Here is a 17,846-nt window from a genome sequence, read left to right as displayed (position 1 = left end):
GTTCTAAATGCCGTCGTCGGCCGGCAGCGTCGGCAGTCGGGTGAGCAGGATCTTGTCTACCCGGGTCTTGTCCATGTCCACCACTTCGAAGCCGAAGCCGTTCCAGTCGAAACGGTCGGTGACGCTGGGCACCCGGCCCAGCTGGAACATCACCATGCCGCCCAGGGTGTGGATATTGCCGCCGGCTTCGCCCGGCAGCGCCTCGTCTATGTCGAAAAACTCCTTGAAGCGGTCCAGCGACAGCATGCCGTCTATCAGCCAGCTGCCGTCCTCTCGCTGGGCGATGTCGTCGTTTTCAGCGCTGATCGCTGGCATATCGCCGACGATGGCTTCCAGCACGTCGTTCATCGTCACCAGGCCTTCCAGCTCGCCGTATTCGTCCACCACCAGCGCCATATGATGGCGGGTTTGCTTGAACTGCTCCAGCAGCTGCATCAAGGTGATCTTGGCGGGCACGTAGAGCGGCTGGGACAGTTCGGCGGCGACGTCGGCTTGTTCCCCGGCCAGCATGCGGTCCAGCACGCGTTTGGCGTGCAGCACGCCGACGATTTGCTCCACGCCGCCGCGGCAGACCGGGAAATGGTTGAAATGGTGGTTTTGCAGCAGGCGGTGGTTCAATTCGGGCGCATCGTCCAGATCCAGCGCCACGATGTCCTTGCGCGGCGTCATGGCCGCCGCCACCTTGCGGTTGTCCAGGCGGAAGATATTGGCCACCAGCTCCTGTTCGGCGCGGTCAAACACCCCTTCGTCCGCGCCTTGTTCCATCAGCACCCGGATTTCCTCCTCGGTGATGGACGGGTCGCTACTCTTCTTGGCACCTAAGAGCCGCAGCAGACCGTCGGTGCAGCGGCTCAGGGCCTGGACCAGCGGCGCGCTGAGTCGCGACAGCAGTAGCATGGGCCGCGCCAGCGTGGTGGCCACCGCTTCCGGGTTGAGCAGCGCCAGCCGCTTGGGCACCAGTTCGCCGAAGATCAGCGAGAGCAGGGTGATGATGAACACCATCAGCGCCACCGACAGCGGCTTGCTGTAGGGCTCCAGCAGGGGATAGTCCTGCATCGCCCGGCGCAGTTGTTCGGACAGCGCGGCCTCGCCGTAAACGCCGGACAGGATGCTGATCGAGGTGATGCCTATCTGCACCGTGGACAGGAAGCGGCTGGGGTCGTTGGCCAGTTTCAGCGCGGCTTGCGCGCCGCGTTGGCCGTCGTCCGCGCGTTGCAGCAGGCGGACCTTGCGGGAAGAAACGATGGCGATTTCCGCCATGGCGAACAGGCCATTGAGCAGAATCAGACACAGCAGGACGAGAATTTCCACGGCGCTAACACGGGATAGAGGCGGGAGCCCTAGCTTAGGCCATGCCGGCGCGGCGGAAAAGAGTCAAACGGGCAGGAACGGGGGCGCCTGCCCGCGTTCTGGATCAGAACAGCTTGTTCTGCGGCGCCGGGGCACCCCACTCGACGGCGCCGCGGCCGCGCGACAACAGCCAGGCGTTGACTTGCGAAAAATGGCGGCAGCCGTGGAAGCCCCGGCTGGCGGACAGCGGCGACGGATGGGCGGCGTCCAGCACCAGGTGGCGGCTGGCGTCGATGCGCTCGGCCTTGGTTTTGGCCCAATTGCCCCACAACAGGAACACGCAGCCGGCGCTTTGCGCGTTGACGGCGTCTATCAGCGCGTCGCTGACCATTTGCCAGCCCAGTTTGGCGTGGCTGCCGGCCTTGTCCCGCTCTACGGTGAATACGCTGTTGAGCAGCAGCACGCCTTGTTGCGCCCAGTGGGTCAGGTCGCCGCTATTGGGCACGCCGCAGCCCAGATCCGTCGCCAGTTCCTTGTACAGATTGCGCAAGCTGGGCGGCACCCGCACGCCGGGCGGCACGGAAAACGACAGGCCCATCGCCTCGCCGTCGCCATGGTAGGGATCTTGCCCCAGTATCACTACGCGGACATCGGCCGGCGCTGTGAAGGTCAGCGCGTTGAAGGTCAAGGGCGCAGGCGGGAAGAGGACTTTTCCCTGCGCTTGCTGAGCTTGCAGTTCCCGATCGATGCCGGCTAGTTGCTGTTGAATGGCCGGTGTTGACAGTACTTGCTCCCAAGCCGGATGAACGCGGGCTAGGGCGGGAGACAGGTAAGACAATGCTTGCATGGAAGATTACGACTCTTGCTATCGTGAGGAGGATTGGAATCCGGCAAGCCGGTTTCGTTCCATGAAAAAGCCGTTCCCGCAGGAACGGCTGGCGATGCGCGCTGATGGAGAACGTATCAGTAACGCGCCATTTGCGGGTCCACTTCCGCGGCCCAGGCTTCCACGCCGCCGGCCAGGCTCAGCACCTGTTCGAAGCCGGCGTCCAGCAGAAAGCGCGCCACGTGCGCGCTGCGCACGCCGTGGTGGCAGATCACCACGATGGGCGCGTCTGGCAGCTCGCTCATGCGCAGCGGGATCAGATTCATCGGGATGTGCCGCGAGCCGGGAATCATGCACAGCTGCACTTCCCACGCTTCGCGCACGTCCAGCAGCACCGGCGGCTCCGCGGCGGTGTCGGCCAGCGTCGCCGCCAGATCGCGGGCGCGGATTTCCTGAACCATCAAAACGCGAAGCGTTCCGGCTCTACCGCTTCCGCCTTGGCCAGGCGGGCGATACAGGTTTCGAACAGGCCGGTTTCGCTGAAGCTGGCTTCGGTTTCGCGCTTGATCAGCTTGCAGGTCATCACCGGCAGATCGCCCGCCACCATGATCAGGCGGCCGCCCACGGCCAGCTGGTCTTTCAGTTCCTGCGGCACCACCGGCAGCGAACCGCCGACCACGATCACGTCGAACGGCGCTTGTTGCGGCAGGCCCAGCACGCCGTCGCCTTCCACCAGAGTCACGTTGGCGATGCCGGCTTGCTTAAGGTTGGCGGCCGCGGCTTCGCGCTGGGCGGGGTCGATTTCCACGCTGTAAACATGTTGGCCCAGCTTGGCCAGCAAGGCGGTCAGATAGCCGCTACCGGTGCCGATTTCCAGAATTTTGTCCTGGGGCTGGACGGCGGCGTCCTGAGCCAGGCGCGCTTCCATTTTGGGCTGCAGCATGAAGCTGCCGTTGGGCAGTGGCAACTCGGTGTCGACAAAGGCCAGGCTGCGTTTGTCGGCGGCGACGAACTGTTCGCGTTTCACGTGAAACAGCAGGTCCAGCACATTAGTGTCAAGTACGTCCCACGGACGAATCTGCTGCTCGACCATGTTGAAACGGGCATTCTCAAAATCCATCAGCTCACTCCGGAGGGGCTTGTCGCCGCAAGAAAAACGCGGCGGCGTGTCATGACGATAACTTGCGATTATCCCACATTTGCCGTACCTTCACAGCATCGCTAGGGGTCCTGCGCGACGGTCGGCAAGATGATCCATATCCTTGAAAGGATAGGATAATCGTTAAAGATTGTTGCGCGGGTGAGAAACACCCTTGGAACCTGACCCGGATAATACCGGCGTAGGGAAGCGTAAGCTGCTTTCGGCCCGGTCTTGTCGGACTGATTCGCAGCCCGCCCAAGCGGCGGCCCGCTCCTTGCGCCATTCATCGACCAGGAGAACCGCCCGATGAACGCGCCCGCAACACCCAATCAAGCCATGGTGGTGGACACCGCCGCCATCCAGCCCTTGCCCAATTCCCGCAAGATCCACGTCGCCGGCAGCCGGCCGGACATCCGCGTGCCCATGCGCGAGATCAGCCAGAGCGACACGCCCACCCAGTTCGGCGGCGAGGCCAATCCGCCCATCACCGTCTACGACACCAGCGGCCCGTATACCGACCCGGACGCGCGCATCGATATCCAGAGCGGGCTGGCGCCGCTGCGCGCCGGCTGGATCGCCGAGCGCGGCGATTGCGAGCAGCTTGCCGGCTTGTCCAGCGAATACGGGCGCGTCCGAGAGGCCGACCCCAAACTCGCCGAACTGCGCTTCAACCTGACGCGTAAGCCGCGCCGGGCGTTGCCGGGCCGTAATGTCAGTCAGATGCATTACGCGCGCCGCGGCGTCGTCACGCCGGAAATGGAGTTTGTCGCCATCCGGGAGAACCTGCGGCGTCGGGAATATCTGGACTCGTTGCGCGAAGCCGGCGGCAAAAATAGCCGGTTGGCGGAACTGATGACGCGTCAGCATCCGGGCCAGGCTTACGGCGCGGCGCTGCCGGAGGAGATCACGCCGGAATTCGTGCGCGCGGAGATCGCCGCCGGCCGCGCCATTCTGCCGGCCAACATCAATCACCCCGAATCCGAGCCCATGATCATAGGGCGCAATTTTCTGGTAAAAATCAACGGCAATATCGGCAATAGCGCGGTAACGTCTTCGATCAGTGAAGAAGTGGATAAGATGACCTGGGGCATCCGCTGGGGAGCGGACACCATCATGGACCTGTCCACCGGCAAGAACATCCATGAAACCCGCGAATGGATCATCCGCAATTCCCCGGTGCCCATCGGCACTGTGCCCATCTATCAGGCGCTGGAGAAAGTGGGCGGCAAGGCTGAAGACCTGAACTGGGAAATCTTCAGAGACACCCTGATAGAACAGGCGGAACAGGGCGTCGATTACTTCACCATCCACGCCGGCGTATTGCTGCGCTATGTGCCGATGACCGCCGGCCGCATGACCGGCATCGTGTCGCGCGGCGGCTCCATCATGGCCAAATGGTGTTTGGCCCACCATCGCGAAAATTTCCTCTACACGCATTTTGAGGACATCTGCGAGATCATGAAGGCTTACGACGTGGCTTTCAGTCTGGGCGACGGCCTGCGGCCGGGCAGCGTCTGGGACGCCAACGACGAGGCGCAGTTGTCGGAGTTGAAGACCCTGGGCGAACTGACCGAGATCGCCTGGCGACACGATGTGCAGGTGATGATAGAAGGCCCCGGCCATGTGCCGATGCAGCTGATCAAGGAGAATATGGACAAGGAACTGGAGTGGTGCCGCGAGGCGCCGTTCTACACCCTGGGGCCGCTGACCACCGATATCGCGCCCGGCTACGACCACATTACCTCGGCGATAGGCGCGGCGCAGATAGGCTGGTACGGCACCGCCATGCTGTGTTACGTCACCCAGAAAGAGCACTTGGGCCTGCCGGACAAGAACGACGTCAAGGAAGGCATCATCACCTACAAGCTGGCCGCGCACGCGGCCGACCTGGCCAAGGGGCATCCCGGCGCGCAGATTCGCGACAACGCTTTGTCCAAGGCGCGTTTCGAGTTCCGTTGGGAAGACCAGTTCAATCTGGGTTTGGATCCGGATAAGGCGCGCGCCTTCCACGATGAAACCCTGCCCAAGGACAGCGCCAAGGTCGCGCATTTCTGCAGCATGTGCGGGCCGCACTTCTGCAGCATGAAGATCACTCAGGACGTGCGCGAGTACGCGGCCAAGCAGGGCATTAGCGATCAGGACGCGTTGACGCGGGGCATGCAGACCAAGTCGGTGGAGTTTCTGAAGGGCGGTTCCAAGCTCTACGACAAGGTGTGAGTTTGAGCTTATGAGCAAACGGCGGCCGCGGCCGCCGTTTTTCATGGCGCAAGGGTCGGCGGCGGCATCGTCGATTCGGGTCTATCATCAGACATCCCTTCACAGGAGAAGCGTCATGGACACCAGCGAGCACTCTCTGTCCGGCCTGTTCCGCCAGTTGGGCCTGGCGGACGAACCCGCCGCCATTCGCGCCTTCATCGCCAGCCATCCCTTGCCGCGCAACGCGGTGCTGGCCGACGCGCCGTTCTGGACGCCGGCGCAGGCGGATTTCCTGCGCCAGGCTCTGGCCGAGGACGCGGACTGGAGCGAGGAGGTGGATGAGCTGGCGGTGTTGTTGCAGGTGGCTTAGAGCCTGTTCACGATCTGCTGCGCGTCGTGAGACGTGGCACGGTGAGTACTGCTTCAAAATGCTCATGTACCACTCGTACATTCCGCTTTCTCAGAAACCGCGCATCAAGTCAGCAAGAATCGGAATGCCAAACGGGTTTGCCGGCCTGAAACTGAAGTTGTCACCGCACCGAAGACCGGCGTGGGCCTCATTCACTTTCAGGAGGAAACCCAATGAGCGCATTGATCAATAAAACCGCCATCGTCACCGGCGCCAGTTCCGGCATTGGCATGGCGGCGGCCAGGCTGTTCGCGAGCGAAGGCGCGCGCGTGGTGTTGGTGGCGCGGCGCGCGGCCAAGCTGGACCGGCTGGTGTCGGAAATCGTCGCCGACGGCGGTCAGGCGGCGGCCTTGGCCGGGGATCTCACCTCGGAGGATTGCGCGCGTGCGGCGGTGGAGCTGGCGTTGGATAGATTCGGCGGCCTAGACATCGCTTTCAATAATGCCGGCAGCCTGGGCGCCTTGGGCAGCCTGGATCAGATTTCCCTGGAGGACTGGCGCGCGACGCTGGACGGTAATCTGAGCAGCGCCTTTTTGTGCGCCAAGCACCAGTTGCCGGCTTTGCTGCAAGGCGGCGGCTCGATGATTTTCACCTCGTCCTTCGTCGGCCACGCCATCGGCTTCCCCGGGATGGCCGCGTACGCGGCCAGCAAAGCGGGGCTGGTGGGCCTGGCGCGCACGCTGGCGGCGGAATACGGCGCACGGGGCCTGCGCGTCAACGCCTTGTTGCCGGGCGGCACCGACACCGAGATGGGCCGCGCCGCGGCGGCGACGCCGGAGCAACGTGAGGCGGTGGCCGGCCTGCACGCGCTCAAGCGCATGGCCGCGCCGGAGGAGATTGCGCGCGCGGCCTTGTTCCTGGCGTCGGACGCGTCCAGCTTCGTCACTGGCGCGGCGTTGATGGTTGATGGCGGGGTGTCGATCAGCAAGCTGTGATTCGCGCCGCTTCAAGCCTCGCCTAACGACGCACAGTCAATGTTTAACCGCTTTTTGGCGCTTTTTGCGATGTTTTTGGAGAGGTTTATTGCCAAGGACATTGAGTCCGCTATACGCATGATCATTTAGAGCCGGCCCATCCTCGGCGCGCAGCACCCTAGGCGCGGCTATTCCCATCCCGCCGGATGCCGCCGGCTTGACGCCCTCCCGCTCCTCCCCAACAATAGCCCCCGCGCCGCAGCAATCGCGGCGCTCGGGATTAGCCTCCCGCTTATGAGTTCTTACCGCGGATGCGCTGTTTCCACAGCGTATCCGCGGCCATTGCTTTGCCTATTCGGGCGGGCCATGGCAAGTGGCGCCCTCGCGGGCGCGCCGGCTTTCGTAAGAACTCACCGGTAGGCTAACTCTTGTCATGTGCCCGCCCTGCCGCCTTGCGGCCGGGCCCTTCTGCTCAGGAGGTTGCAAATGGTAAAGCTTGTCCGTCCGGTGCTAGGCATCGAACTCACTTCATCCGCTACGGAAACCCAAGACGTCCATCAAGACGCCTCTCCACTCCCGCCGCTAGGCCCGCGCTCGCGCTACCGCTTTGCCGGCCCCCACGCCAAAGACCTCAGCCTGCCCTTCATCCGCCGCATCAAAGGCCGTACCTATCCGCATTACTGGCAGCCTGCCGAAGCCAAGGATGAGTTCGAAGCCCGCGCCTTGGGCCATCAGTACGCCGCCCATCTGGCGCAGATGCTGAAACTCAACCGCCAGCACTCCGCGCGCGGGCTGCTGTTCCGCATCGCCAGCGATATGGATTTCAGCCAACGCGGCCACCGCCGCCGCCTGTGCAAGAGCTTCTTCAACTATCTGGAGTTGTTGTTGAATCTGGGGGTGGAGCAGGTGGACCTGCCGAGGCATGTGGAGGCGGTGAACCGCCTCCATCTCAGCCTGGATGAGCTGGAAGCCTTGCCGCGTAAGTTGGGGCGGAAGAAGAGGAAGAGCTAAGCCGGGGAGGGGACACCCAGCCCGGTGAGGCTGGCTGTTGGAACCGGTTTACGATCTGCTGCGCGAGACGTGGCACGGTGAGTGCGGCTTCGGAATGTTCATTTACTACTTGTAAACTCCGCTTCCTCAGCCGCAAGGCCTTAGAGCCTGTTCAAAGTCTCGCGAGCAAGGGCGAGACAAGGCGAAAACGAGCGAAAAAGCGGAATGTACGAGTGGTACATGAGCATTTTGAGTTCGTTTTCAACGCCGTATCGCTGAAGCGCAGCAGACTTTGAACAGGCTCTTAGCTCGCGAGATCGTAAACACGTTCTTTAGAAACGCGCCACCATCTTGCGCTTCACTGTGTAATCCGGCCGCAAGCTGGCTTCGCTGTCCATGAAGTAGCGGTTGCTGTCCAGCAGGAAGTGCGGGTCGTTCAATTCTTCCGGATCGGCCCAATCGCACAGCAGGTGATAGAGAGCCTGCGCGCTGTGGCAGCGGTCCAGCGCCTGGCGGAACGGGCGTTCCGCGAACATGCGTGCGCAGCTGGCCAGCAGATGCAGATGGGCTTCGCGGCTTTGCCGCGGCAAAAGGAGCACCAGCGCGGTATGCACCGCTTGTTGGTCCGGGGCGTCGAAGGCGATGGGGGTTTGCAGCCGCAGCAGCAGCGCGCGGGCTTCCGTCAGGCCCTCGATGCGGGCGTGCGGCAGCGCGAGGCCGTGGCCGAGCGCGGTGCTGCCGGCCTGTTCGCGCTCATGCAGCGCTGCGGCCAGCGTCGGGCGGTGCAGGGCGTGGCGCTGGGCCAGCTGGGAGGCGGCGTGTTCCAGCAGGGCGGCCTTGTCGGCCAGGGTTTGATTGAGCAGGATGTCTTGCGGGCCGCAGAGGTCGGGCAGGGTCAGCATGGTGGATTTCTCCTTTGGCTAGGGTGCGACCTCATCCTAGTCAGAGGGGGCTAAAGATCCGCTAAAGAAAACGCGCGGCGGCATAAAAATGCCGCCAACGCGGCCGGGCTTATTTTTGCTCGGATTGCGGCTGTTCGGCCTTTTTCTCCTGGGCCTGCAACGCGCCCTTCACGGCGGAGGCTTGCTCTTTAAGCTTGTCCACTTGTTCTTTCAGTTCCGGGCTTAGCGCGGCGGCGGCGGCGCCGGCTTGCTTGGCCGCGCCAATGGCGGCGCTGGCTTGTTCCTTGAGCTGGCCCAGCGGCGCGCTGCTGTCCTGCAGCGAGTTGTGCACCGTGCCGATGGCGCTGGAGGCGGATTCCTGCAATTGGTTGGTTTGCTTCTCGCTGCAAGCGGCCAGAGCCAGGGCGGAAGCGGCGGCGATCAAAAGCGTGGCGCGCATGTAAACGTCCTCGTTGGGGAAAATGCTGTATTGAGCGTCGGCGAAGGCCGAAGTTCCGGCGGTGGCTCCTGGCTGCAAGGCCAAGTGGTTCTTATGACTTCATCTTGGCTGAGCCACAATGCGCGTATTGGGCGCGTTCGCGCCGCCACTGGAGATCGGCATGAGCAATACGCTTTCCATCCGTCCGCTGCGGGCGGAAGACTACGAGGCCTGGTTGCCGCTTTGGCGCGGCTATCAACGTTTTTACCAAGTGACGATGGACGAGGCCACCATCAACGGGACTTGGCGGCGTTATTTGCTGCCGGATCACGCGATGCGCGGCTGGCTGGCCTGGGACGGAGAGCGAGCTGTGGGCTTGGTGCATATCGTATTGCACCCCAGCAGTTGGACCCTGGGCGATTATTGTTATTTGCAGGATCTGTTCGTGGCTGAGGATTGCCGCGGCCTGGGCGCCGGGCGGCAGTTGATCGAATGGGTGTACGAGTGGGCGAGCAAGCGGGAATGCTCGCGAGTGTATTGGCTGACCCATGAGACCAACGCCACGGCAAGGCGGCTCTACGACCAGTTGGCGGAGAACCTGGGCTATATCCAGTACCGCAAGCAACTGACGCCCATCTAGGAGCGTCAGGCCATCAGCGCGGCCGCCAGCGCTCCTGGAGCGCGTTCCACGCGCAGCCGCGGCGCGCCGTGCCAGTCGGCCAGTTTTTGCAGCGCGGTCTTGAGATCGGCGGTCAACCGCGCGCTGTGGCGGACGCCGGGTTCCAGGTACAGCGCCTTGACTTCGAATACGCCCTGGGCGCGGTGGGCCTTGGCGTCCAGCCGGCCGACCAGCTTGCCGCGGTTGAGAATGGGCAGCACGAAATAGCCATACTGGCGTTTGGGCGCCGGGGTATAGCATTCGATGCGGTAGTCGAAGTCGAACAGTTCCGAGGCGCGCTTGCGGTCCCAGACCAGCGGGTCGAACGGCGACAGAATGGCGGTGGCGCCGGCTTTGAGTTCGCCGGAGGCGGCTCGCGGCAAATATTCCGCCAGGCCGGCGTCGACGAAGACGTCGTGTTGCCAACCGTCGATGCGGGCTGGAATCAGTTCGCCGGCGTCGGCCATCTGGTGCAGCATGGCGTCGTAGCGGCCGCGCTTGAGCCGGTAGTAATCTGCTACCCAGCCGGCCTTGACCACGCCCAGCGCGCGGCAGCTGTTGCGCAGCATCCGCCATTGCGCCTGTTCCTCCGTGGGCAGGTCGCGCGCGTCGTCCCAGCCGGGTTTCACCCGTTCCGCCAGATCATAAACGCGCTGAAAATTGCGTCTTTCCTTGACCATCAGCCGCCCCAGCGTGAACAGGACTTCCAGGTGGCGCTTCTCCGGTTTCCAGTCCCACCAGCCGTTGCCCTTGCCGCCCTTGCGTTCAAAGTCCGCCGAACGCACTGGGCCGTTGGCGTGGATGCCTTCGACCAGCGCGTCGATGTCGGCGCGGTGTTGCTCTAGCCAGCGCAGCGAGAATTTCCAGCCCATCGCTTCCGGATTCAGCATGCGGTGGCGCAGCAGGCCGTAGTCCTCGATGGGGACGAAGCAGGCTTCGTGCGCCCAGTATTCAAATAAACGGCCTTCGGCGAGCAATTCGTCCAGCCAGGCGGGGTCGTAAGATCCCAGCCGGCTGTGCAGCACTAGATAGGGGCTGCGCGCCACTACGTGGATGGTGTCGATCTGCAATAGCGCCATGCGGCGGATGGCGGCCAGCACGTCGGCTTTGCCGGCTTTGCGGCGAGGCGGGTTCAGCAGGCCTTGGGCGGCCAGTTGCAGATGGCGGGCTTGCTGCGGCGACAGGTGCAAAAGGGACATGGCATAGTCATCGGTAGGACAAGTGGATGACTATAACAAAAACCGTTTTGCTCAGGGGGGGCGATCCGCTTAGGGTTTGGAGGAGGCGTGGCCGGCGAAGAACTGTTTCACCAACTGTTGATAACTGCCGTCCTGGCGCATTTTCTCCAGCGCCTGGTTGAAGCGTTGCAGCAGCGGCAGTTGCGGCGAGGTTTTGTTGATGGCCAGATAAGTGGCTTTGCTGGCCAGGATGGTCGGCGCCACCGCTAGGTTGGAATAGGCGCCGTTTTGCAGCCTAGTGTCCATCGCTTCCTGTATCGCCAGCACTGCGTCCAGATTGCCGCGTTGCAGCAGCAGAAGGTTTTGGCGGTCCGAGTCGCCCTCATAGGCGATGAAACGCTTGTCGGCGCGCGCGCGGTCGAACTCGTCGCCGTAGCTCCAGCCCGCCATCACGCCGACGCGCTTATTGTCCAGATCCGGCAGGCCGCGGAATTCGATAGGGCGTTGTCGGAGGTAGACCACCACGATGTGCTCTTGGTAAAGCGGCAGGCTGAAGTCGTAGCGTTGCTCTCGGTTGACGGTTTTGTAGATGCCGGCCGCAGCCATCGCGCTGCGGTCCAGTTCAAACAACGCGCGGCGCCACGTCAAGGCCCGAAACACGTGGGGAATGCCGGCTTTGTCGCAAATGGCGCTGACCAGCCGCGGGTAGAGGCCGCCGACCCGCTCGTTCTCCTCGTACATGAAGGGCGGCGCGTTGGCGTCCACCGCCACGGTCAGGGTTTCCGCGTCCTGTCCGCGGCAGGGCGCGGCCAGGCAAGCGCCGAGCAGCAGCAGGGTCAGGCCGAGGCGGCGGATGCTAGCGGTCATCGAGGCGAATCCGGAGCGTGCTGATCAGCTAAGCATAGCCGTTGTCGCGGCCGGCGACGGGCAAACAAAAACGGAACCCATGGGTTCCGTTTGCTTTGTCGCTCAGCTGGCGCTCAGGGGTAGACGATGCGCAACAAATTGGTGGTGCCCGGCGTGCCGAAGGGCACCCCGGCGATGATCACCATGGGCTTGCCTTGTTCCGCCAGGCCCAGCTTGGTGGCGGCGAAGGTGGTTTTTACCACCATGTCTTCCAGGTTTTCCGCGTCCGGGCCGTTATAGGCCACTACGCCCCAGACCAGGGTCAGCCGGCGAGCGGTGTCCAGCCGCGGCGAAATGCCGAGAATGGGCGTGTGCGGGCGCTCGCGCGCCAGCCGCAGGCAGGTGGAGCCGCTGGTGGTGAAGGCGGCGGATACGGTGACCGGCAGCAAGGAGCCCACCTTGCGCACACAGGCGGCGATGGCGTCGGCGCGGTCCGGCGCGTCGGCGGCGCTGTAATCCAGCGCCATGACTCGGCGATAGTCCGGCGCGCTTTCCACGCGGCGGATTACCCGGTCCATGATGCGCACCGCTTCCAGCGGGAACTGGCCGGCCGCGGTTTCCGCGGACAGCATCACCGCGTCGGCGCCTTCGTAAACCGCGGTGGCCACGTCGTTGGCCTCGGCGCGGGTGGGGGTGGGCGCGGTGATCATCGATTCCAGCATTTGGGTGGCGACGATGACCGGGCGGCCCAGGTGACGGCATTGGTGAACGATGCGGCGTTGAACCACCGGCACGTCTTCCGGCGGCAACTCCACGCCCAGATCGCCGCGCGCCACCATGACCGCGTCGGCCAGTTCGGTGATGGCGTCCAGTTCGTCCACCGCCGACGGTTTTTCAATCTTGACCACGATGCCCAGCTTCCGGCCTACCAGTTCGCGTAGTTCGCGCACGTCGTTGGCGGTTTGCACAAAGGACAGCGCCAGCCAGTCCGCACCTTCCTTCAGAGCGAACTCGGCGTCCACCCGGTCTTTGTCTGTTATGGCGGACAGCGGCAGTATGGTTTGCGGCAGGTTGAAGCCTTTGCGGCTGGACAACTCTCCGCCCACTTCCACCCGGGTGGCGATGCGGCGTTCTTCCACCTGTTCCACGTGAAACGCCAGTTTGCCGTCGTTGACCAGAATACGGTGGCCGGGCTTGAGCGCGCTGAAGGCTTCCGGGTGAGGCAAGCTGGCGCGTAGCGCGTCGCCGTCCACCTCGTCCAGCACGAAGTCGAAGGTGTCGCCGGTGTTCACCGTAGCCGGCGAGGCGAATTGGCCTATGCGCAGCTTGGGTCCCTGCAGGTCCACCAGCACGCCCAGCGGGCGGCCTACCACGGCTTCGGCGGCGCGGATGGAAGCCAGGCGCGCGCGGTGGTCGTCGTGATTGCCGTGGCTCATATTGAGGCGGAACACGTTAACGCCGGAGCGGGCCAGTTCCAAGATGATTTCGGGTGTGCTGGAAGCCGGGCCCAGCGTGGCGAGGATTTTTGTGTTGCGAAGCATGACAGTCCTTTATGCCCGATCCAGCCGCGGCGTTGCGCGCGGCCGGACATGGCGGTGTTGTTTTGCCAATCACATCCGTATTTCTTTCCATCCAGGCTGCGCCGCGCTTGATGGAACTGTCTGTCATGCTGCCACAGTCAGGCTGTAGCGGCTTGACTACGTAAGGCCGGCGGGGCGGAGGGCCGGAAAATGAGCGGCCTTTGTGCGAATCTCGCCACTTAGCTGGGAAAAATGTTCGTTTTTGCGCGTTTTTCCCTCCTCGGCGGCAATCAAGACAAGCCAACGAAAAGCTGGCCCCGGGTGGATCCTGGGACCAGAGCATGGTTATTTTATCTCCAGATAAAGACAAAAACTTTGTTGCAACACAGAGTCAGTGGAGAATGACGCGGGTCAATGCGCTGCAGCATAGGGCTTTTACTCGATAACTTACTGAAACAGCAATATTTGTAGTGAGACGCTACAGCCGCTAAACCCTTGTCTTTATTGCCCTGCAGCATGAATTGGGATGGCATGGAAAGTCGCAATATTAAGATTTTTTTACGAAGAACGATTGACAAGCTTTTGCCGGGGCCTAGAATGGCTCGAAAATAAAACGAACGTCATAAGTACAAAAAGAAACATTATCAATAACTTGAGCGATGGAGCACGGTCCGCAACCGGCATCCGCCGCCGCATGCAACGAACGAACATTCAGACATTAGGCCGCCCACCGGCTGAACAGGAGAAACCCCATGCAGGATCAATTCGTGTTGGCCTTGGATCAAGGCACCACCAGTTCTCGCGCCATTTTGTTCAATCGCAGCGGCGACATCGTGTCGTTGGCGCAAAAGGAGTTCCGCCAGATCTACCCGCAGCCGGGTTGGGTGGAGCACGATCCGCAGGAAATCTGGGGCGGCCAGGTGGGCGTGGCGGCCGAGGCGGTGGCCAAGGCCGGCATCGACGGCCGCAGCATCGCCGCCATTGGCATCACCAATCAGCGCGAAACCACCATTGTGTGGGACCGAGAGACCGGCCACCCGGTCTACAACGCCATCGTTTGGCAGGACCGCCGCACCGCGGAGTTCTGCGACGAGCTGAAGGCGCGGGGCTTGGGCGAGTTGATCCGTTCCAAGACCGGCCTGTTGGTGGACGCCTATTTCTCCGGCAGCAAGATCAAGTGGATTCTGGACAATGTGCCGGGCGCGCGCGAACGCGCTCGCGACGGCAAGCTGGCCTTCGGCACGGTGGACAGCTGGCTGATCTGGAACTTCACCCACGGCAAAGTGCATGTCACCGACGTGTCCAACGCCTCGCGCACCATGCTGTACAACATTCACACCCTGGAATGGGACGCCGAACTGCTGGACATCATGGGCGTTCCGGCCAGCATGCTGCCGGAAGTGAAAAGCTCCAGCGAAGTTTACGGCCACACCCACGCCGCGCACTTGGGCGTGGAAATTCCCATCGCCGGTGTGGCCGGCGACCAACAGGCGGCCTTGTTCGGCCAGCAGTGCACCCGCCCCGGCATGGTGAAAAACACCTACGGCACCGGCTGCTTCATGATGCTGAACACCGGCGACGCGCCGATCGAATCCAAGAACAATTTGCTGACGACCATTGCCTGGCAGGTGGATGGCAAGGTGCAGTACGCGCTGGAAGGCTCCATCTTCATCGGCGGCGCGGTGGTCAAATGGCTGCGCGACGGCCTGGGCATCATTCGTCATTCCGCCGACGTGGGCCCGCTGGCCCAGGAAGTGGCCGACAGCGATGGCGTCTATCTGGTGCCGGCCTTCGCCGGACTGGGCGCGCCGCATTGGAACCCCAACGCGCGCGGCACTATCGTCGGCGCCACCCTGGGCACCAAGGCGGCCCACATCGCCCGCGCGGCGCTGGACAGCATCGCCTACCAGACCATGGACGTGCTCAAGGCAATGGAAGCCGATGCCGGCCTCGATATTGCCGAACTACGCGTGGACGGCGGCGCCACCGTCAACGAACTGCTGATGCAGTTCCAGTCCGACATCCTGAGCGTGGATGTGGTGCGCCCCAAGATCACCGAAACCACCGCGCTGGGCGCGGCCTACCTGGCCGGCCTCGCCGTCGGCTACTGGAAGAACATCGACGACGTGCAGGGGCAGTGGCAGCTGGACCGCCGCTTCAAGCCGCAGCTGGAAGCCGCGAAAGTGGCCGGCAAGGTCAAGGGCTGGCAGCGCGCGGTGAACGCCGCCAAGGTCTGGGCCGACGACGAACAGGCTTGATGAACGCGGTCCGCCTCGGACGCGACGACTGATAGGCTCCGCCGCCCGGGCGCGGCGGACGCACTCCTTATCCGGAAGACACAATCATGAATCCTTTAATGGGCGAATTCATCGGCACCGCCTTGCTGGTGCTGCTGGGCAACGGCGTGGTGGCCAATGTGCTGCTGAAAAACACCAAGGGCCACAATAGCGGCCTCATCGTCATCGCCTTTGGTTGGGCGATGGCGGTTTTCGTCGGCGTGTTCAGCGTGGCGGCGATCAGCGGCGCCCACCTGAACCCGGCGGTGTCGGTGGCGCTGGCGGTGGCCGGCAAGTTCTCGTGGGCCAAGGTGCCGGGCTACGTGCTGGCGCAGATGCTGGGCGGCATGACCGGCGCCGGCCTGATGTGGCTGATCTACCGCAAGCATTTTGACAGCACCGATTGCGCCGACACCAAGCTGGCCACCTTCTGCACCGGCCCGGCCATTCGCAGCCTGCCGGGCAATCTGGTGTCCGAGATCGTCGCCACCTTCGTGCTGGTGTTCGCCATCCTCAGCATGGTGGCGCCCAAGATGTCGCTGGGCGCCATCGACGCGCTGCCGGTGGCCTTGCTGGTGTTGGGCATCGGCGTGTCGCTGGGCGGCACCACCGGCTACGCGATGAGCCCGGCGCGCGATCTGGCGCCGCGCATCATGCACGCCATCCTGCCGATTGCCGGCAAGCGCGACAGCGACTGGGGTTATGCCTGGGTGCCGGTGGTGGGCTCCCTGGTCGGCGGCGCGCTGGCGGCTTTGGCTTATACCCTGTGATGCCTGGCCGGTTCTTTGGAACCGGCCGCCGTTTTTGCGCGGCGGCGCTTTAGCCGCCGCGCTTGTAATCCGGAGCCGGCACAGATCGGACCGTAGTTGCCACACTAAAAAATGAGGTGTTCCCATGATCAGCATGTTCCGACCGGCGGCGCATCAGCCGCTATTGCCCTCCTCTGAGCAAGACAGTTTGTACCGAAGACTGCGTTGGCAGATCTTCCTCGGCATCTTCATCGGCTACGCCGGTTATTATCTGGTGCGCAAGAACTTCTCGCTGGCCATGCCCTACCTGGTGGAGCAAGGCTATTCGCGCGGCGACCTGGGCTTCGCCATGTCCGGCGTCGCCATTGCTTACGGTATTTCCAAATTTCTGATGGGCGCGGTGTCGGACCGTTCCAATCCCCGCGTCTTCCTCTGCGTCGGCCTGATCCTGTCCGCCGCCGTCTTCCTGCTAATGGGCTTTGTGCCTTGGGCTACGTCCAGCGTGGGCATCATGTTCGTGCTGCTGTTCCTTAACGGTTGGTTCCAGGGCATGGGTTGGCCGGCCAGCGGCCGCACCATGGTGCACTGGTGGTCGCAGAAGGAACGCGGCGGCATTGTGTCGATCTGGAACTGCGCCCATAACGTGGGCGGCGGTCTGATCGGCCCCTTGTTCATCCTGGGCATGGGCTGGTTCAACGACTGGCGCGCGGCCTTCTACGTGCCGGCCGCCGCCGCCATCGGCGTCGCCATTTTCGCCTATCTGACCATGCGCGACACCCCGCAGTCTTGCGGCCTGCCGCCGGTGGAAGCCTATAAGAACGACTACCCGGAAGACTACAACGCCAGTCACGAGCAAGAACTGAGCGCGCGCGACATCTTCAAGAAATACATCCTGCCCAACAAGCTGCTGTGGTACATCGCCTTCGCCAACGTCTTCATCTACCTGCTGCGCTACGGCGTGCTGGATTGGGCCCCCACCTATCTGAAAGAGGTCAAGCACTTCTCGGTGGATAAATCCTCGTGGGCCTACTTCCTGTACGAATGGGCCGGCATTCCCGGCACCCTGCTGTGCGGCTGGATGTCCGACAAACTGTTCAAGGGCAACCGCGGCGCCACCGGCATGTTGTTCATGGCACTGGTGACCGTGGCCACCGTGGTGTACTGGCTGAACCCGGCCGGCAACCCCACCGTGGACATGCTGGCGCTGATCGCCATCGGCTTCCTGATCTACGGCCCGGTAATGCTGGTGGGCCTGCACGCGCTGGAACTGGCGCCGAAGAAAGCCGCCGGCACCGCCGCTGGCTTCACCGGTCTGTTCGGCTATCTGGGCGGCTCGGTGGCCGCCAACGCGGTGGTGGGCTACACCGTCGATCACTTCGGTTGGGACGGCGGTTTCATGTTGATGGTGGGCTCTTGCATCGCGGCTTTTGTGCTGCTGGCGCTGACCACCTGGCATGGTCGCGATCAGAGCGCCGTCTTGAACCGAGTTTAGATCCCGCAGGGCCCGGCGCTGCCGGGCGCTTTACGAGGCGG

17 protein-coding genes and 1 riboswitch are annotated in these 17,846 nt (G+C 63.2%); of the genes, 8 read left to right on the top strand and 9 right to left on the bottom strand.

The window, feature by feature from the left end:
- Positions 1-3: 3 nt before the first annotated feature.
- The 4 genes from B0T39_RS13885 to B0T39_RS13870 form a co-directional block, all read right to left on the bottom strand.
- The gene (locus B0T39_RS13885) at positions 4-1,311 is read right to left on the bottom strand and encodes a hemolysin family protein (RefSeq protein WP_081547571.1); all 1,308 of its coding nucleotides are present in this window, start codon (positions 1,309-1,311) and stop codon (positions 4-6) included.
- Between the two features lie 103 nt (positions 1,312-1,414).
- On the bottom strand, positions 1,415-2,137 hold the full coding sequence (locus tag B0T39_RS13880; protein WP_081547569.1) for a uracil-DNA glycosylase: 723 nt from the start codon (positions 2,135-2,137) through the stop codon (positions 1,415-1,417).
- 116 nt (positions 2,138-2,253) lie between these two features.
- Positions 2,254-2,577, bottom strand: coding sequence for a rhodanese-like domain-containing protein (locus B0T39_RS13875; protein ID WP_081547567.1), 324 nt, complete (start codon positions 2,575-2,577; stop codon positions 2,254-2,256).
- Positions 2,577-3,236, bottom strand: a complete 660-nt coding sequence (locus B0T39_RS13870; RefSeq protein ID WP_081547565.1) for a protein-L-isoaspartate O-methyltransferase family protein — start codon at positions 3,234-3,236, stop codon at positions 2,577-2,579. Before B0T39_RS13870 ends, B0T39_RS13875 begins: the two co-directional genes overlap by 1 nt.
- A 93-nt stretch (positions 3,237-3,329) precedes the next feature.
- Positions 3,330-3,480, top strand: a riboswitch (TPP riboswitch).
- Between the two features lie 113 nt (positions 3,481-3,593).
- On the opposite strand from B0T39_RS13870, the gene thiC reads away from it, so the two are divergent.
- From thiC to B0T39_RS13850, 4 genes are all read left to right on the top strand, one after another.
- Positions 3,594-5,474 carry a phosphomethylpyrimidine synthase ThiC gene (thiC, locus tag B0T39_RS13865; protein WP_373454790.1) on the top strand — a complete coding sequence of 627 codons (1,881 nt, stop codon included), beginning with the start codon at positions 3,594-3,596 and terminating at the stop codon, positions 5,472-5,474.
- Between the two features lie 115 nt (positions 5,475-5,589).
- Complete coding sequence (locus tag B0T39_RS13860) at positions 5,590-5,823, top strand: DUF2789 domain-containing protein (protein ID WP_048412849.1); 234 nt, start codon at positions 5,590-5,592, stop codon at positions 5,821-5,823.
- 212 nt (positions 5,824-6,035) lie between these two features.
- The gene (locus B0T39_RS13855; RefSeq protein ID WP_081547561.1) at positions 6,036-6,797 is read left to right on the top strand and encodes an SDR family oxidoreductase; all 762 of its coding nucleotides are present in this window, start codon (positions 6,036-6,038) and stop codon (positions 6,795-6,797) included.
- A gap of 465 nt (positions 6,798-7,262) precedes the next feature.
- Positions 7,263-7,787, top strand: a complete 525-nt coding sequence (locus B0T39_RS13850) for a hypothetical protein (protein ID WP_081547559.1) — start codon at positions 7,263-7,265, stop codon at positions 7,785-7,787.
- A gap of 311 nt (positions 7,788-8,098) precedes the next feature.
- On the opposite strand, the gene B0T39_RS13845 is transcribed toward B0T39_RS13850, so the two are convergent.
- Both B0T39_RS13845 and B0T39_RS13840 read right to left on the bottom strand, forming a co-directional pair.
- Positions 8,099-8,668, bottom strand: coding sequence for a PTS sugar transporter subunit IIA (locus B0T39_RS13845; protein WP_081547557.1), 570 nt, complete (start codon positions 8,666-8,668; stop codon positions 8,099-8,101).
- Positions 8,669-8,777: 109 nt separating this feature from the next.
- Positions 8,778-9,107 carry a hypothetical protein gene (locus B0T39_RS13840; protein ID WP_039756937.1) on the bottom strand — a complete coding sequence of 110 codons (330 nt, stop codon included), beginning with the start codon at positions 9,105-9,107 and terminating at the stop codon, positions 8,778-8,780.
- 160 nt (positions 9,108-9,267) lie between these two features.
- On the opposite strand from B0T39_RS13840, the gene B0T39_RS13835 reads away from it, so the two are divergent.
- Entirely contained in the window at positions 9,268-9,726 is a 459-nt protein-coding gene (locus B0T39_RS13835) for a GNAT family N-acetyltransferase (protein ID WP_081547605.1), read from the top strand.
- A gap of 5 nt (positions 9,727-9,731) precedes the next feature.
- On the opposite strand, the gene B0T39_RS13830 is transcribed toward B0T39_RS13835, so the two are convergent.
- From B0T39_RS13830 to pyk, 3 genes are all read right to left on the bottom strand, one after another.
- Positions 9,732-10,943: a winged helix-turn-helix domain-containing protein gene (locus tag B0T39_RS13830; RefSeq protein ID WP_081547555.1), complete on the bottom strand. Its 1,212-nt coding sequence runs from the start codon at positions 10,941-10,943 to the stop codon at positions 9,732-9,734.
- A gap of 69 nt (positions 10,944-11,012) precedes the next feature.
- The gene (locus B0T39_RS13825; RefSeq protein ID WP_081547553.1) at positions 11,013-11,789 is read right to left on the bottom strand and encodes a substrate-binding periplasmic protein; all 777 of its coding nucleotides are present in this window, start codon (positions 11,787-11,789) and stop codon (positions 11,013-11,015) included.
- 113 nt (positions 11,790-11,902) lie between these two features.
- Positions 11,903-13,309: a pyruvate kinase gene (gene pyk / locus B0T39_RS13820; RefSeq protein ID WP_081547551.1), complete on the bottom strand. Its 1,407-nt coding sequence runs from the start codon at positions 13,307-13,309 to the stop codon at positions 11,903-11,905.
- Positions 13,310-14,040: 731 nt separating this feature from the next.
- Here pyk and glpK point away from each other — a divergent pair.
- The 3 genes from glpK to glpT all read left to right on the top strand — a co-directional run bounded on the left by glpK (position 14,041) and on the right by glpT (position 17,805).
- A complete protein-coding gene (gene glpK / locus B0T39_RS13815) occupies positions 14,041-15,546 on the top strand; it encodes a glycerol kinase GlpK (RefSeq protein ID WP_081547549.1) in 1,506 nt (501 codons plus the stop codon).
- An 86-nt stretch (positions 15,547-15,632) separates the two neighbouring features.
- On the top strand, positions 15,633-16,334 hold the full coding sequence (locus B0T39_RS13810) for an MIP/aquaporin family protein (protein ID WP_081547547.1): 702 nt from the start codon (positions 15,633-15,635) through the stop codon (positions 16,332-16,334).
- 124 nt (positions 16,335-16,458) lie between these two features.
- The gene (gene glpT, locus B0T39_RS13805; protein WP_081547545.1) at positions 16,459-17,805 is read left to right on the top strand and encodes a glycerol-3-phosphate transporter; all 1,347 of its coding nucleotides are present in this window, start codon (positions 16,459-16,461) and stop codon (positions 17,803-17,805) included.
- Positions 17,806-17,846 lie beyond the last annotated feature (41 nt).

This window comes from Chromobacterium haemolyticum (genome assembly GCF_002081825.1).
GTDB classification, from domain to species: domain Bacteria; phylum Pseudomonadota; class Gammaproteobacteria; order Burkholderiales; family Chromobacteriaceae; genus Chromobacterium; species Chromobacterium fluminis.
Note: the sequence above shows the minus strand (reverse complement) of the source record. Positions and strands in the feature narration are given on the sequence as shown.